Annotated in this window: 11 protein-coding genes; 3 read left to right on the top strand and 8 right to left on the bottom strand. The window is 64.5% G+C overall.

Annotated features, from left to right (window positions below):
- Nucleotides 1–3: 3 nt before the first annotated feature.
- The 6 genes from BOH68_RS09110 to BOH68_RS09085 form a co-directional block, all read right to left on the bottom strand.
- Nucleotides 4–1,029, bottom strand: coding sequence for an ABC transporter ATP-binding protein (locus BOH68_RS09110; RefSeq protein ID WP_077375967.1), 1,026 nt, complete (start codon nt 1,027–1,029; stop codon nt 4–6).
- Nucleotides 1,030–1,116: 87 nt separating this feature from the next.
- On the bottom strand, nt 1,117–2,022 hold the full coding sequence (locus BOH68_RS09105) for a carbohydrate ABC transporter permease (protein WP_219815803.1): 906 nt from the start codon (nt 2,020–2,022) through the stop codon (nt 1,117–1,119).
- Entirely contained in the window at nt 2,022–2,870 is an 849-nt protein-coding gene (locus BOH68_RS09100; RefSeq protein WP_077375970.1) for a carbohydrate ABC transporter permease, read from the bottom strand. The genes BOH68_RS09105 and BOH68_RS09100 overlap by 1 nt, the downstream gene beginning before the upstream one ends.
- A gap of 205 nt (nt 2,871–3,075) precedes the next feature.
- The gene (locus tag BOH68_RS09095) at nt 3,076–4,344 is read right to left on the bottom strand and encodes an ABC transporter substrate-binding protein (protein ID WP_103751427.1); all 1,269 of its coding nucleotides are present in this window, start codon (nt 4,342–4,344) and stop codon (nt 3,076–3,078) included.
- Between the two features lie 55 nt (nt 4,345–4,399).
- Complete coding sequence (locus tag BOH68_RS09090; RefSeq protein ID WP_170877411.1) at nt 4,400–5,401, bottom strand: substrate-binding domain-containing protein; 1,002 nt, start codon at nt 5,399–5,401, stop codon at nt 4,400–4,402.
- Nucleotides 5,402–5,801: 400 nt separating this feature from the next.
- Nucleotides 5,802–7,274 carry a sugar porter family MFS transporter gene (locus BOH68_RS09085; protein WP_258038249.1) on the bottom strand — a complete coding sequence of 491 codons (1,473 nt, stop codon included), beginning with the start codon at nt 7,272–7,274 and terminating at the stop codon, nt 5,802–5,804.
- 233 nt (nt 7,275–7,507) lie between these two features.
- Between BOH68_RS09085 and BOH68_RS09080 the strand changes: the two genes are divergently transcribed.
- The 3 genes from BOH68_RS09080 to BOH68_RS09070 all read left to right on the top strand — a co-directional run bounded on the left by BOH68_RS09080 (nt 7,508) and on the right by BOH68_RS09070 (nt 11,601).
- Nucleotides 7,508–8,386: an MBL fold metallo-hydrolase gene (locus tag BOH68_RS09080; protein ID WP_077375981.1), complete on the top strand. Its 879-nt coding sequence runs from the start codon at nt 7,508–7,510 to the stop codon at nt 8,384–8,386.
- 79 nt (nt 8,387–8,465) lie between these two features.
- Nucleotides 8,466–9,779: an NAD(P)/FAD-dependent oxidoreductase gene (locus BOH68_RS09075; RefSeq protein ID WP_077375984.1), complete on the top strand. Its 1,314-nt coding sequence runs from the start codon at nt 8,466–8,468 to the stop codon at nt 9,777–9,779.
- Entirely contained in the window at nt 9,772–11,601 is a 1,830-nt protein-coding gene (locus BOH68_RS09070; protein ID WP_077375987.1) for a SulP family inorganic anion transporter, read from the top strand. Before BOH68_RS09075 ends, BOH68_RS09070 begins: the two co-directional genes overlap by 8 nt.
- Before the next feature lie 155 nt (nt 11,602–11,756).
- Here the strand turns inward: BOH68_RS09070 and BOH68_RS09065 are convergent, their stop codons facing one another.
- Together BOH68_RS09065 and BOH68_RS09060 are read right to left on the bottom strand one after the other, a co-directional pair.
- On the bottom strand, nt 11,757–13,223 hold the full coding sequence (locus BOH68_RS09065) for an aldehyde dehydrogenase family protein (RefSeq protein WP_258038250.1): 1,467 nt from the start codon (nt 13,221–13,223) through the stop codon (nt 11,757–11,759).
- Between the two features lie 84 nt (nt 13,224–13,307).
- Nucleotides 13,308–14,960 (bottom strand): 5-guanidino-2-oxopentanoate decarboxylase, encoded by a 1,653-nt coding sequence (locus BOH68_RS09060; RefSeq protein WP_077375993.1) that lies wholly within the window; start codon nt 14,958–14,960, stop codon nt 13,308–13,310.
- Nucleotides 14,961–15,013: the final 53 nt, after the last annotated feature.

The following is a 15,013-nucleotide window of genomic DNA, read 5'->3' as shown; positions in this document are numbered from 1 at the left end:
GCCTCACGCCGACATCAGCTGGCCGCTGTGGTCATAGAAGCGCATCTTCTCGGCCAGCGGCCGGATGTGGATGTCACTGCCATTGGCGATCTCCAGGTCACTCGGTACGTTGACGCGCAGCATCTCGTCCCCGAAGCGAGCAGTCAGCTGCTTGTGGGAGCCCAGCAGCTCCGTGACCAGCACACGGACCGGGGCGAAGTCCTCGGTGGGCTCGAAACGCACCTCGAAGTCCTCGGGGCGGATACCGCACCTGTGGATCTGGCTGGCGGCCGGGGCGGCCTGGTGCCAGCGTGCATCCGGGGCGATGAAGTTCATCGGTGGATTGCCGATGAAGCTGCCGACGAATTCGGTCGCCGGGTAGTGGTAGATCTCGGAGGGCGGCGCGTACTGCTCGATCTGGCCCCCCTTCATGACCGCGATGCGGTCGGCCAGGCTCATGGCCTCGACCTGATCATGGGTCACGTAGATGGTGGTGGTGTCGGAGGCGGCGAGGATGGTCTTGAGCTCGGCGCGCATCTCCAGGCGCAGCAGCGCATCCAGATTCGAGAGCGGCTCATCCATCAGCAGCACTTCCGGTTCCATCGCCAGGGCACGCGCGACCGCGACCCGCTGACGCTGACCGCCGGAGAGCTGGCCGGAGTAGTGATCCAGACGGTCCTCGATGTGCATCAGCTCGGCGGTTTCCTTCACCTTGCGCTGGATGTGCGCCTCGCTGTCCTTGCGCACGCGCAGGCCGAAGGCGATGTTCTCCGCCACCGTCATGTGCGGGAAGACGGCGTAGTTCTGGAACACCATCGCGATGCGGCGATCCCTCGGTGCCAGGGAGGTGATCTCACGCTCGCCGATGCGGATCGAGCCGCTGCTCTCGTACTCCAGCCCCGCGATGATGCGCAGCAGGGTGGACTTGCCGCAGCCGGACGGGCCGAGCAGCACGGTGAATTCCTTGTCACGGATCTCGAGATCGATGGACTTGAGGATTTCCTGCTTGCCGAACTGCTTGCGTACGGCACTGATCTGGATGGCTGACATGGTCGGACTCCTTGTAATCGTGAGCGACGGCGCTGGATGGACAGGTGACCGCCGTCGTCATGCATTGGCCGGATGAAGGGCCGTACGCTAGCGGTTGGAAATGCCCCACATGCTGAACAGGTACTTGCGGATCGCGAACAGGAACAGCAGCGCCGGGACGACCAGGATCAGGCCGCCGGCGTATTTGATCTCGGCGGGCGACTCGGAAAGGCTCTGGACCAGAAAGGCCGTCAGGGTGCGGTTCTCGACGGTGAGAATCGCCGAGGCGAACACCTCGTTCCACGAGATCACGAAGGCGAATACCGCAGAGGCGGTGATGCCCGGCGCGGCCAGCGGCAGCACCACGCGGCGGAAGGCCTGCCAGCGGTTGCAGCCCATCAGCCAGGCGGCTTCCTCGAGTTCCACCGGAATGCCCATGAACAGGCTCGAGGTGATCAGCACCGCGAAGGGCAGTGCCAGGGTGGCGTGGACCATCGCCAGCCCCAGGATGGAGTCATCGATGCCCACCTGGATGAAGATGACGGCCAGCGGCAGCGCCAGCAGCGGCATCGGGAAGGCCCGCGACAGGATGATGACCAGACGAAAGGCGTTCATGCCCGGGAACACGAAGCGGGCCAGCGCATATCCGGCGGGAGCGCCGAGCACGATGGCGATCACCATCGTGAAGGCGGCGGCCAGCAGCGAGTTGCCCAGCGCACTGATCACGCCCTGGTAGTGCCAGAAGAAGTCGAGGGTCTCGAAGCTCAGCGCCGGGGTCAGGGTCTTGGGCCAGCCGCTGATCTGCTCCGGGGTGCTGACACTGTTGAGCATCAGCAGGGCGATGGGCACCAGCACCCACAGCACCAGAATCGCGACACCGGCACGGAACAGCCATTTCCAGGCCATGTCATGACGGCGTGGCTTGTGTGCGCTCTGCGCCTGCGCCGGGGCCTGGGAATCGGAACGAGAAGACACGGGAGCCGGCATGATGGTCTCGGATGTCGTGGATTTCATCAGCGTGCCTCCTTCGGAACGTTGAGGAACTTGAGGTAGCAGCCGGTGATGACCACCGAGATCAGCATGATCAACACCGCGTAGGCGGAGGCGGCGCCGGTCTGCTGATAGAGGAACTGCCAGTCGAAGGTCTCGCTCATCAGTACCGGCATGTCGCTGCCGCCCAGCATCATCACCACCGCGAAGACTTCCAGTGCCAGCAGGGTGCGCAGAATCAGTGCCGACTGGATGCTCGGGCGCAGCATCGGCAGGGTGATCTTCCACAGGCGCTGCCAGTAGCTGGCGCCGAACACCTGACCGGCCTCGTCATATTCCTTGGGGATCAGCCCCATGCCCGACACCAGGATCACCAGCACGATGGCGGTGCCGCGCCAGATTTCCGCGACCACCACCGCCAGGAAAAGCGCGAAGGCGTTCTGATAGTTGAGCCACGAGGTTGGCGCATCGATCACGCTGACCGCGCTCAAGAAGCTGTTGAGAAACCCGAACTGTTCCAGAATCGCCAGCCAGATGATGCCGGCGGCCAGATCGGAGATGCCCAGCGGGATGGTCCAGATGTAGAGGATGCTGTCGCGCCCCTTGTTCATCTTTGTGACCATCAACGCCATGCCGATGGCCAGCACCAGCTGGACCGGCACCACGACACCGGTGAGCAGCAGGGTGTTCTTGAGCGAGGGCCAGAAATTGAAGTCCTGATAGATGCGCGTGAAGTTGGCGAGGCTCACGCCGCCGTCAGGCTGGGTGAAGGCCTGGGCGAAGATCTCCAGAAAGGGGTAGAGGAAGAAGGCGCCCATGAACAGCAGGCTGGGGGCGATCAGGTAATAAGGTAGCCAGCGATCGTGCTTCATCTTTGCTCACCTTTGACGTTGTTGTGATGGCGTGTCGGAAGGGGTTCGGGGCACCGGATCGGCATGACAGGGGTTGGCGTACCGTCATGGCGACCCGTCGAGGGGTGCCGTTGCTGCTGCTTGTATTGCGAGTGATGCGAGTGATGCGAGTGATGCGAGTGATGCGTTCTGTCAGTGCTGTCGAGCGACGGCTCGAGTGAGCGAATTACTTGACCGGGCAGGGGCCGTCGCTGGGCGTGTCCGGCAGCCAGCAGCCTGCGCCTGATTTGTTGATCAGCGTCTGCAGGCGCGGCGCGAGGATATCCAGCGTCTCCTCGATGTCGGCGTCGCGCAGCACGATCTGCACGAAGGCATCGCGGTAGATCTTGTTGAACAGGCCCGCCTGTTGCCCCAGGCCGCTGGGCAGCAGGGACAGCACGGCATCCTCGGCGGAAGACTGTGTCGCCACCGCCTTGCCGGACATGCGAATGCTGGCGGGCAGATCATCAGGCAATTCAGCGGTGACCACGGGGAAGAAGTTGGTGGCGCGCAGGGTGCGAATCTGGGCCTCGGGCGTCATCAGATAGCGGATCAGCTTGCGACTGGCTGCGGGGTCGGAGGCATTGGCCGGCATCGCCAGCCCTGCCACCACCGGCATGTAACCGCGTCCGCTGGGGCCTGCCGGCGCCGGGAAGGCCACGAAGTCATCGGGTCGCTTGTTGAAGGCATCCTTGAGGCGCGCGGTGTGATCGAACGCCACCCATACCTCACCATTGAGCAGCGGTTCCTGCATGAAGCCGTAGGCGGTGGAGCGTGGATTGGTCACCGCCCAGATCTCGCGGAACTTCTGCCACATGGCCACGGCATCGGCGCTGCGGAACTCGCGCACCACCGAATGGGTGAAGGAGGGATAGAGATAGCCTTCCAGGAAGCGGTGGATCAGCCCCTTGCGACCGGCCGGGAAGCCCAGCTTGGGCTGGCCGGTGGCGGTCTCGAGATTGCGTCCCCAGGCCAGCAGCTCGTCATAGCTCAGTGCATCGAGATCCGCGCCTTCGGGCAGGTAGGGCAGCGCCTTGCGATTGGCCGCCATGATGTAGGTGGCCTGCATCCAGGGGATGTAGCGCTGCTGCTCGCCGCCCAGCTTGCCCAGCGTCAGGTATTGCTCGCTGATGCCCTTGTCCTTGAGCGTGCTTGCCAGCGTATCCAGTGGCGCGAGAATGCCGGGCGTCAGCGAGCCCAGCTCGCCATGCAGGCCGCCGAGCAGGTCCAGCGCGCCTTCGGGACTCGACTTCTCCGCCTCCAGTCGTGACAGGAAGGTACCGGTTTCCTGCGGCATGTAATCGATGGACTCGGCGTAGGGGGCCAGGGCGATCTCGCGCATCTGCTGGGCTTCTTCCAGCGGCCTTGCCTGGGTGCTGAAGAAGGTGAGGTCAGCGAGGGCGGAGGTGCTGCCCAACAGTGCCATCACGGCGAGGGCGGTCGGCATCTTGCGCATGGGTGTCTCCCGGGGCGGGTAGTGGGATGAAGAGGCAGCGTTCACGGGCGGCGCGTCAGGCAGTGGTATCGCGCAGCAGAAGCTCGTAATCGAAACAGCGGTGGCGCGGCACACCCTCTCGCGGGGCCAGTACCAGCTCGATCAGCGCTTGGCTGACGGTCTCGAAGGAGATGTCCAGCGTGCTCAGGCTGGGCTGCTGGTACATCAGCGGTGGCAGGTTGTCCGCCCCGATGATGGCGATATCCCGGCCGGGCGCCCGCCCGCTCTCGCTGACGGCTTCCATCACCCCGTAGGCGAAGATGTCGCTGGCACACACGAAGGCGGTGGGGGCATCGGCACTCGCCAGCACCTCTCTGGCGACCTGATAGGCGCTGGCGTAACCGTGGGGGCAATGGCGCGAGCTGGGGGCGAGGTTGGCCTCGCGCATGGCCTGCAGGTAGCCGGTCTCACGCTCCACCGCGGTATAGAGATCGCTGAAGAAGTTGAGGAACAGGATGTTGCGATGTCCCTGCTGGACCAGATGGCGAGTGGCGCGCAGGAAACCATCGGCGGCATTGATGTCGACCCAGTCGTGCTCGTCGGCGCGGCCGGTGCGACCGTGGGTGACGAAGGGGACACCGCTGTCGAGCAGGAAATCGACGCGCGGGTCCTGGATGCAGGTACGCGCCACTACGAAGGAGTCCACCTTGCCGCCATCGATGAAACGCTTGTAGGTCTCCAGCTCGTCGCGGTCTTCCGGCACCGTGGTGACGATGAGGTCGTGCTCCGGTGCGGCATCGTGCAGTGCCTGCCCCAGCGCCACCAGCAGGCGGGTGTTGAACTGGTCACGAAAGTCGCCCTGGGCGCCGTTCATGATGTAGCCCACCGAGGAGGTGCGGCCGGTCTTCAGACGGCGTGCGCTCTGGTTGGGTTGATAGCCCACGTCGTTGGCGAAGGCCTGGACTCGTTCACGCGTCGCTACGCTGACATCCTCGAACCCCCCCAGGGCGCGAGAGACGGTGGTCACCGAGAGCCCCAGTTCAGTGGCGAGATATTTCAGCGTGATCTTCGGTGGCATGGTGCAGGCCTCTGGCAAGGTGTCTGGCAAGGTGTCAGGTCGTGAAATCGCTGAAAAGCATCTTCCGAAACGTTTCGGATGGATCATTTCACTAAATTTGGCGCCCCCGCAATGCTTTCGATACCAAAGGATATGTCAGTAATGATTCGTAATTTTCAGACGTTGCGCCTGCCTGTTACGTTGGCGCTGATGACACGCTGATTGAACGTTTCACGACATCGTGAACCGGTCACTCAAAGGGGCTGAAGAAGGTACTGACGAGGGAGCTGAAGAGGGCAACCAAGAGGGCAACCAAGAGGGCAATCAAGAGGGCAATCAAGAGGGCAGCAACGAGAACGCCCCGCAGGGCGGGGCGTCGTGGGGTTGGCATGTGTCAGCCGAGAGGCGGGCCGTCGCGGGGTCAGCGGCTCTGTGGTTCCAGCGCTGCGGCCTGCTCGCGTCGGGTGGGACGAACCAGGCGGCCCTGAAGTTCCTCAAGCGAGACGCCCTTGGTTTCGGGCATGAAGAACAGCACGAAGATCAGCTGCAGCAGCATCATGAAGGCGAAGAAGGCGAACACCGGCCCACCGCTGAAGTGGCTGAGGATGGTGGGCATCAGCAACGCGATCAGTGCCGCGAAGATCCAGTGTACGGAGCTGCCGAAGGACTGGCCAATGGCGCGTACCTTGTTGGGGAAGATCTCGGAGATGAACACCCAGATCACCGTGCCCTGACTCATGGCATGCGCCGCGATGAACACGCCCAGCAGGATCGGCACGCCATAGCCGCCCATGGCGGAGAAGTCCTCGAGATGGAAGGCCCAGGCGATCAGGCACAGCGACAGCAGATAGCCGGCCGAGCCGATCAGGATCAGGGTGCGGCGGCCCAGCTTGTCGATCAGTGACATCCCCAGCATGGTGAAGACCAGATTGATGACCCCGATCCCGGCTGTAGAAAGCAGGGCGGCGCTCGATTCCAACTGCGCCTCGGCCAGAATGCGCGGCGCGTAGTAGATGATGAAGTTGATGCCGGAGAGCTGATTGAAGGCCGCGATCAGGAAGGCGAACAGGATCGGCAGGCGATAGCGCCAGGCGAACAGGCGGGTGTGCTGCTTGGCACTTTCTTCGCTTTCCGTGCCACGGATGATGGCGATTTCCTCGGCGATGTCGGCCTTGGGATTGATCAGTCGGATGATCTCGGCGGCGGCCGCCTCGTCATTGCGCTTGAGGATCAACCAGCGCGGGCTGCGCGGTACCTTGCAGATCATCAGCAGGTAGAGCGCGGCCGGCACGGCTTCCACCCCCAGCATCCAGCGCCAGTTCTCGCCGTCCATGAAGCCGATGAAGTAGTTGGAGACGAAGGCGATCACGATCCCGAACACCACGTTGAACTGGTAGAGCCCGACCAGCGCGCCCCGGCGCTCGCGGGGGGCGATCTCGGAGATGTAGATGGGCGCTGCCACGGAGGACGCGCCGACACCCAGGCCCCCCAGCAGGCGGAAGAACGAGAACACGTAAGGGTCGGTGGCCAGCGCCGAGCCCAGCGCCGAGACCAGATAGAGGATCCCGATCCCGATCAGGGTCGCGCGGCGGCCGAAGTGATCTGTCGGCCAGTTGCCGAAGATGGCACCGATGACCGTGCCCCACAGTGCCATCGACATGATGACCAGGCCGTGCATGAGGTCGCTGAGACCCCACTGGCTCTGCAGAGAGGTGTCCGCACCTGAGATGACAGCGGTATCGAAGCCGAACAGGAAGCCGGCGAGAGCGACCGTGATCGACCATTGAAGAATGCGTGGCATGGCGTAGCTCATCCAATGAGGCGTGAAGGAAAGATAGCGATTCGCGGAGGTTAATCGTTCAAGAGTGTATAGGTGAATCGTGTCACCTGACAATAATAGCCTAACGTGAGCGATATCGTTTATCCGCTATACCTTAGGGTGAGAGGCGCGCCTGGCGATATCCGAGGCTCCGTCACGTGCCTTTTTTGATGGCTGATATCAATAGATTATCAATTAGGTGTTACCGTTATTCCAAATGGTTTTATCGTTATTCTATTTTTGCGTTCGCGCCCGGACAGGCGTAGGCTGAGGTCCATTCACCCTTGATTGACTCAGGAGGCCGAAGGATGACAACCCCGACACTGCAGCCCCATGTCGAGAGCTTCTTCGACGAAGACAGCAATACCTTCACGCATCTGGTGCGTGACCCGCACTCCCGGCGTTGCGCGATCATTGATCCGGTACTGGATTTCGATTACCCCGCAGCCCGCACCACCACGCAGTCGGCGGATGCTCTGCTGGCCCACATCGCGGACGAGTCGCTGGAGGTGGAATGGATTCTCGAGACCCACGTCCATGCCGACCACCTGTCGGCCGCCGCCTACCTGAAAGACAAGCTTGATTGCCAGCTGGCGATCGGGGCACGTATCCGTGAGGTGCAGGACATCTTTGCGGACATCTTCGCGGCCGAGGCGGGTTTCGCGCGTGACGGACGTCAGTTCGACCGCTTGCTGGAAGAGGGCGACAGCCTGGCCATCGGCGGGCTTGAATGCCGCGTGCTGCATACTCCGGGCCATACGCCGGCCTGCGTGAGCTATGTGATCGGTGACGCCGTCTTCGTCGGCGATACGCTGTTCATGCCCGATTACGGCACCGCGCGCTGTGACTTCCCCGGCGGTGATGCGCGCACCCTGTACCGCTCGATCCACAAGGTACTGGCGCTGCCTGACAGCACCCGCCTGTATCTGTGTCACGACTATTCCGCCGAAGGGCGCGAGGGCTTCTGTTGTGAGACCACGGTCGGGGAGCAGCGCCAGCACAATATCCACGTGCACACCGGGATTGATGAAGAGGCCTTCGTGGCCATGCGTTCGAAGCGCGATGCCGGGCTTGGCATGCCGCGCCTGATGCTGCCGGCGGTCCAGGTCAACATGCGGGCCGGCCAGATGCCGCCTCAGGACGCCAATGATCAGGCTTATCTCAAGATTCCGCTCAATCGTTTCTGACCCTCGCCGCCTGCACAGGTAAATAAATGACGTAGACTTCTTACGTGTCTATGCCAATTTTCTTTTCAAGGAGTCACGGATGAACAATCCCGCCAGCGATTCAGCCTCATCACCGTCACCAGCAACCAGGGGCGAGACGACCGTCACGGTGCCCCCCAATGCCCACAAGGTGGTGATTCTGGGAGGAGGGGCCGGCGGGATTGCCGTGGCAGCCAGCCTGCTCAAGCGTCAGGCCGGCATGGATATCGCCATCGTCGAGCCATCGGAGCAGCACAGCTACCAGCCGGGCTGGACGATGGTCGGCGGCGGGATCTTCACCCCGGAGTCCACTCGTCGGCCGATGTCCAAGGTGATGCCCAAGGGCGTGCACTGGTATCGCGAGTCCGTGGTGGGCATCGACGCGGATGCGCATGAGGTCACGCTGGGGGATGGGCGCAAGCTTCGCTATGAGCGTCTGGTGGTGGCCATCGGGCTTGAGCTGGACTGGGCGGCCATCGAAGGCCTCGAAGAGACCCTGGGCAAGAATGGCGTCACCTCCAATTACCGCTATGATCTCGCGCCTTATACCTGGCAGCTGGTGCAGTCCCTGCGCAGCGGTCGTGCGCTGTTCACCCAGCCACCGATGCCGATCAAGTGTGCCGGCGCCCCCCAGAAGGCGATGTACCTGTCCTGCGATCACTGGCAGCGTGAAGATGTGCTCGGTCAGCTGGAGGTCACCTTCCACAACGCCGGGGGCGTGATGTTCGGCGTGCCGGCCTATGTGCCGGCGCTGGAAGAGGCCGTGAAGGGCTATGGCATCGAGGTGCAGTTCCATCAGCGTCTGATCGCCGTGGATGGGGAAGCGCAGACGGCGCGCTTCGAGGTGGCGGCGGCCGAGGAAGGCGGTGAGCCGCAGATCGTCGAGCAGTCCTTCGACATGCTGCATGTGGTACCGCCGCAGAAGGCGCCGGCCTTGATCAAGGACTCCGGGCTTGCCAATGCCGCTGGCTGGCTGGAGCTTGAACCCGAGACCCTGCAGCACATGACCCATCCCGACATCTTCGGACTGGGGGATATCAGCGGTACCTCGAACGCCAAGACCGCCGCGGCCGTGCGCAAGCAGGCGCCGGTGGTGGTGGAAAATCTGCTCGCGACCCTGGCCGGCGACTCGCTGGCGGCGGGCTATCGTGGCTATGGCTCCTGCCCGCTGACGGTGGAGAACGGACGCATCGTGCTGGCGGAATTCGGCTACGGCGGTGAGCTGCAGCCGACCTTCCCCAAGTGGCTCAATGACGGTACCCGTCCGACGCGCCTGGCCTGGCAGCTCAAGGCACGCGGCCTGCCGTTCATCTACTGGAACCTGATGCTCAAGGGCCATGAGTGGCTGGCGCGTCCGGCGTCACGCGATGTCTGAGCCGTCCGAGCTGACCCACGCCCGCTCGCGCGGCGCGCTGGCCCGCTGGCTGCCGCTGGCGGGTTGGCTTGCCCAGTATGATCGCCAGAGTCTCGGGCGAGATCTGCTGGCGGCGGTGATCGTCAGTGTCATGCTGGTGCCGCAGGCACTCGCCTATGCGCTGCTGGCGGGGCTGCCGGCGCAGGTCGGCCTGTATGCCAGCATGTTGCCGCTGGTGCTGTATGCGCTGTTCGGCACCAGCAGCACGCTGGCCGTCGGGCCGGTGGCAATCATCTCGTTGATGACGGCGTCTGCCATCGCAGGCATGAGCGGTGCCGATGGTGCCGCGCTCTCGACGCCCGAGATGCTCGCCGCTGCGCTGCTGCTGGCGCTCATCTCCGGTGCCATGCTGGTGGCGATGGGGCTGTTGCGGTTGGGGGCGCTGGTGAATTTCATCAGCCACCCGGTGATCTCCGGGTTCATGACGGCCTCCGGTGTCCTGATCATCGCCAGCCAGCTCGGGCCCATGAGCGGCCTGCGCCTGAGTGGCGGCAATCTGCTCGAGATGGGGGAGTCGTGGCTGTCATTGCCGCAAGGGGCCGGCGTGCATTGGCCGACACTGGCCCTCGGGCTGGGCTGCTGGGCCGCCCTGACGCTGGCGCGTCGTCATCTCAAGCAGGGCCTGATGACCCTCGGGATGCGCGAGAGCGCGGCGGGCATGCTGTGCAAGACCACGCCGATCCTCGCCGTCATCCTGTCCAGTCTGCTGGCCTGGGGCCTGCGGCTTGGCGAGCAGGGCATGGCACTGGTCGGCAGCGTGCCCGGCGGCTTGCCCACCCTGAGCCTGCCGTCTCTTGTCAGCAATGACTGGTCGGGACTGCTGGTGTCGGCGCTGCTGATCAGCGTGGTCGGCTTCGTTGAGTCACTGGCACTGGCCCAGACCCTCGCCGCGCGTCGGCGTCAGCGCATCGACCCCGACAAGGAGCTGATCGCGCTGGGGCTCTCCAACATGGGCGCAGGCATCAGCGGCGGCATGCCCATCTCGGGCGGGCTGTCGCGCTCGGTGGTCAACTTCGATGCCGGGGCAGCCACGCCACTGGCGGGGGCCTTCACGGCCATCGGCATTCTGCTCGCCAGTCTGTGGTTGACGGACTGGCTGGCGTGGCTGCCACGCGCGACGCTGGCGGCCATCATCATCGTCGCCACCAGCAGTCTGATCGACCTCGGGGCGATCAGGCGCACATTCCGCTACTCGAAGGGCGATGGGGCGGCCCTGATGATCACGCTGATCATCACCCTCGTGCAGGGGGTGGAGAGCGGCATCATCGTCGGCATCCTCGTGTCACTGGGGCTCTATCTCAAGCGCACCAGCCAGCCGCACAGTGCGCTGGTCGGACGCGTGCCGGGCAGTGAGCACTTTCGCAATATCGAGCGACATGAGGTCGAGACCGACCCGGAGCTGGCGATACTGCGCATCGATGAGAGCCTGTATTTCGCCAATGCGCGCTATCTGGAAGACACCGTGCTGGCGTTGGTGGCACAGCAGCCGTCGCTCAGGCATCTGGTGCTGGCTTGCCAGGCGGTCAACCTGATCGATGCCTCCGCGCTGGAAAGCCTGGAGGTCATCAATGAACGCCTGACGGCAGCCGGGGTGTCGCTGCATCTGAGCGAAGTGAAGGGCCCGGTGATGGACCGCCTCAAGCGCTCTGAACTGCCGGTCAATCTCGGCGGCGAGATCTATCTGAGCACCTTCGATGCCTGGCAGGCGCTGAGCATCCACGGCAGCCATTGTGGCCAGTGCTGCGCACGGGATGGGGTCAGCCAGACGGCGGCGGCCGGCTGATAGGAGAAGGCGCTGGTTTCATGGGAAAGCCGTGAAGGGAAGCCGTAAAGGAAAAGTGGTGAAGTAAAAACCGTAAACGAAAACGCCCCGCCTCGGGGATTGCCGAGGCGGGGCGTTTTTGTCATCTGATCAGGCAAGACGCTCAGTCAATACGTTCAGTCAAGTACCGGCCCGATGATGTGCTTGACCTCCAGATAGCCCGCCAGGCCCCACGGGCCCAGCTCGCGGCCGATGCCGCTGCGCTTGAAGCCACCCCAGCTGGCCTGTACCAGCGGCAGCTGCTCGCTGTTGTACCACACCACGCCTGCGCGCAGACGGCGGCCGACCTGCTGGGCGTGCCTGGCATCACCACTGACCACCGTGGCCACCAGCCCGAAATCGCTGTCGTTGGCGAGGCGAATCGCCTCGGCCTCATCCGCCACGCGACGGGAGCACAGCACCGGCCCGAAGATCTCCTCACGCCACAGACGGCTCTCCACCGGGACATCGGTGTAAAGCGTCGGCGCCACGAAGTAGCCCTTGGTCGGCAGGCTGCGATGGGTGTCATCGCGCAGCGCCGTCAGGCCTTCCTCGCGCGCCACATTGAGATAGCCCAGCACGGTGTCACGTTGGCGGGCGCTGGTCATCGGTCCCATCTGGGTGGCGGCGTCCAGCGGGTCACCCAGCACCAGCGCGTCGATACGGCTGGCAAGCGCGGTGTGCAAATCATCGGCGATGGCCTCATGCACCAGCAGGCGCGAGGTGGCGGAGCAGATCTGCCCGGCATTGAAGTAGATGCCGGCCATCACCCAGTCAGCGGCGTCGTCGATGTCGGCATCGTCGAGCACGATGATCGGCGACTTGCCGCCAAGCTCCAAGGAGACGCCGCGCGTGCCGCAGGCCGCGGCCTGCATGACCTTCTCGCCGACCACATTGCTGCCGGTGAAGGAAATCTTGTCGATGCGCGGATGACGCGTCAGCGGCGCGCCGATGCCCTCGCCATCGCCGTGCAGCAGGTTGAACACGCCTGCCGGCAGTCCGGCTTCCAGGGCGATCTCGGCCATCACCTGTTCCGGCAGCGGCGTCACTTCAGACGGCTTGATCACCAGGGTGCAGCCCGCGGCGAGCGCCGGCGCGACCTTCCAGGCGCTGGTGACCAGCGGGAAGTTCCACGGCGTGATCAGTCCCACCACGCCGGCCGGCTCCTGATAGCTGTGCGCCGCATAGCCTTCGACATCATGCGCTACCACCGCGCCCTGACGGGCATCCAGCGCGCGTGCCTGCTCGGCGTAATAGCGGTAGCAGCCGATGGCGTCATCGAGATCGATCTCGGCCTCGGCGCGAATCTTGCCGTTGTTGCGGCACGACATTTCCACCAGCGCTTCCCGGCGAGATGTCAGCCCCTCGGCGAAGGCCTCCAGATAGACGGCACGCTCGGCGCCACTCAGTGCCTGCCAGCCCTCGAAGGCATTGGCAGCCGCCGTGACGGCGGCCTGTACATCACGCGCATCACCCGCCGTCACCTCGGCGATGACGGTTTCCTCGAAAGGATTGTTGACCGCCAGACGGCGCTCGCCATGGGACTTGACCCACTCGTTGTTGATGAACTGCTGATCGAGCTTGTGCATTGAGGTAGCTGACATGGGAGTTCCTTGCCGCCAGTGACATACGGGGGACTGGCGGTCATTTATCAATGTTGTGAAGAGATGCGATGCGCCGAGTCGGACTCAGCCGGCGATCGAGCGTTGCCACCCGGCCGCGTCGATTTCGACCAGCAGCGGGGCGCTAGCGTCGCGCTCGTTCAAGGCAACCTGCAGCGCCTGGGGGGAATCGATGGCGACGGCGGCGCAGCCGAAGCCGCGGGCCAGCAGCTGGAAGTCGGGGGCCTGGATGTCGACGCCCAGGCGCGTGACGCCGGCGTTGTCCATGAAGCGGCGAATCTCCTCATAGCCCTGGTTGTGCCACAGCACGATGACGACCGGCAGCTGTTCTTCTACCGCGCAGGCGAGTTCCGACAGCGTGAACATGATGCCGCCATCGCCGACCAGCGCGATCACCGGCAGGTCCGGGCGGCCCAGGGTCGCGCCCATCGCGGCGGGCAGGCCGTAGCCGAGCGTGCCGTAGCCGGTGGAGGCATTGAAGTAGCGGCGCGGTGCCGGCTGGCTGAGCAGGTGGTTGGCTGCGTAGACCGTGGCGCAGGAATCGCCGACCCAGATGGCCTCCGGCAGCGCTTGCTGCAGAGTGTCGAACAGCGGCACGTAGGGTGCGAAGGCCGGGTCGGTCGGCAGGGCGAGGGCTTCCAGCGTCGCGGCGGTGATCTGCGCGCCGCGACCTGTGCCTTGCGGGTTGCCCTCGAGGTCGGTCAGCCGGTCGGCGAGCGTCTCCAGCGCCAGGCTGGCATCGGCGACGATACCCAGCGCGGCGGCATGATTGCGTGCCAGCTGCTCGGGGTCGATATCGATGCGGATCAACTCTCCGCCGATCACGAAGCCATCATCGAACACCACGTCGTAATCGGTCTCGCCAAGCTCGGTGCCGATCGCCAGCACCACATCGGCGTCGCGCGCCAGATCGCGTACCGCAGGCAGTGCGGCATTGGCGCCGAGATCCAGCGGGTGGGCGCTGCCCAGAAGGCCCTTGGCATTGATGGTGGTGACGGTGGGAGCATCCAGCGCCTCCACCAGTTGACGCGCGGCCTCGGGCGCGGCGACACAGCCACCGCCCAGCAGTACCAGCGGGCGCTGGGCGCCTGTCAGAAGGGCCACGGCCTCGTCGATCAGCGTCGGGTCCGGCGCGAGACGCCCGATGCGTGAGCGCGTGACGTCATGGGTGCTACGGCCGGCAGGCAGTGGAATCTCGGCATTGAACAGGTCAATGGGAATCTCGAGGTGCACCGGGCCGGGGCGGGCACCCTCGAACAGCGCAAAGGCACGGGCCAGCACTTCCGGCAGCGCGGACGGGTCGAGCAGGGTGTGGCTGAAGCGCGCCACGCCCGAGACCAGCTGCTGCTGGCTGGGCAGCTCATGCAGACGCCCCTGGCCCCGCCCGAGGGTGTCGGAGCGATTGACGCTGGAGATCACCAGCATCGGGATGGAGTCGGCCAGCGCCTGGCCCATCGCGGTGGTGATGTTTGTCATCCCCGGGCCGGTGATGATGAAGCACACTCCGGGCTTGCCGGTGCTGCGGGCATAGCCATCGGCCATGAAGCCGGCGCCCTGTTCATGGCGCGGGGTGACGTGGCGAATGGTGCGCGCAGCGGGATCGGCATCCGGCTCCAGGCCCCGGTAGAGTTCGACGGTATGTACGCCGGGAATACCGAAGACGGTATCGACGCCGTAGGTGTCACGCAGCAGTCGGATCAGGAGTTCAGCACAGGTCATGGCAGGCTATCCGGCAGACGGGAGCGCCGTGGCGCCCCCGGAAGTCATGAGGA

Source organism: Cobetia sp. MM1IDA2H-1, assembly GCF_002916775.2.
GTDB classification, from domain to species: domain Bacteria; phylum Pseudomonadota; class Gammaproteobacteria; order Pseudomonadales; family Halomonadaceae; genus Cobetia; species Cobetia marina.
This window is presented reverse-complemented; position numbering and strand designations above follow the sequence as displayed.

Excerpts from the sequence above, each read along its gene's own strand:
- BOH68_RS09110 (WP_077375967.1), bottom strand. The coding sequence starts at position 1,029 with ATGTCAGCCATCCAGATCAGTGCCGTACGCAAGCAGTTCGGCAAGCAG.
- BOH68_RS09105 (WP_219815803.1), bottom strand. The coding sequence starts at position 2,022 with ATGAAATCCACGACATCCGAGACCATCATGCCGGCTCCCGTGTCTTCT.
- BOH68_RS09100 (WP_077375970.1), bottom strand. The coding sequence starts at position 2,870 with ATGAAGCACGATCGCTGGCTACCTTATTACCTGATCGCCCCCAGCCTG.
- BOH68_RS09095 (WP_103751427.1), bottom strand. The coding sequence starts at position 4,344 with ATGCGCAAGATGCCGACCGCCCTCGCCGTGATGGCACTGTTGGGCAGC.
- BOH68_RS09090 (WP_170877411.1), bottom strand. The coding sequence starts at position 5,401 with ATGCCACCGAAGATCACGCTGAAATATCTCGCCACTGAACTGGGGCTC.
- BOH68_RS09080 (WP_077375981.1), top strand. The coding sequence starts at position 7,508 with ATGACAACCCCGACACTGCAGCCCCATGTCGAGAGCTTCTTCGACGAA.
- BOH68_RS09075 (WP_077375984.1), top strand. The coding sequence starts at position 8,466 with ATGAACAATCCCGCCAGCGATTCAGCCTCATCACCGTCACCAGCAACC.
- BOH68_RS09070 (WP_077375987.1), top strand. The coding sequence starts at position 9,772 with ATGTCTGAGCCGTCCGAGCTGACCCACGCCCGCTCGCGCGGCGCGCTG.
- BOH68_RS09065 (WP_258038250.1), bottom strand. The coding sequence starts at position 13,223 with ATGTCAGCTACCTCAATGCACAAGCTCGATCAGCAGTTCATCAACAAC.
- BOH68_RS09060 (WP_077375993.1), bottom strand. The coding sequence starts at position 14,960 with ATGACCTGTGCTGAACTCCTGATCCGACTGCTGCGTGACACCTACGGC.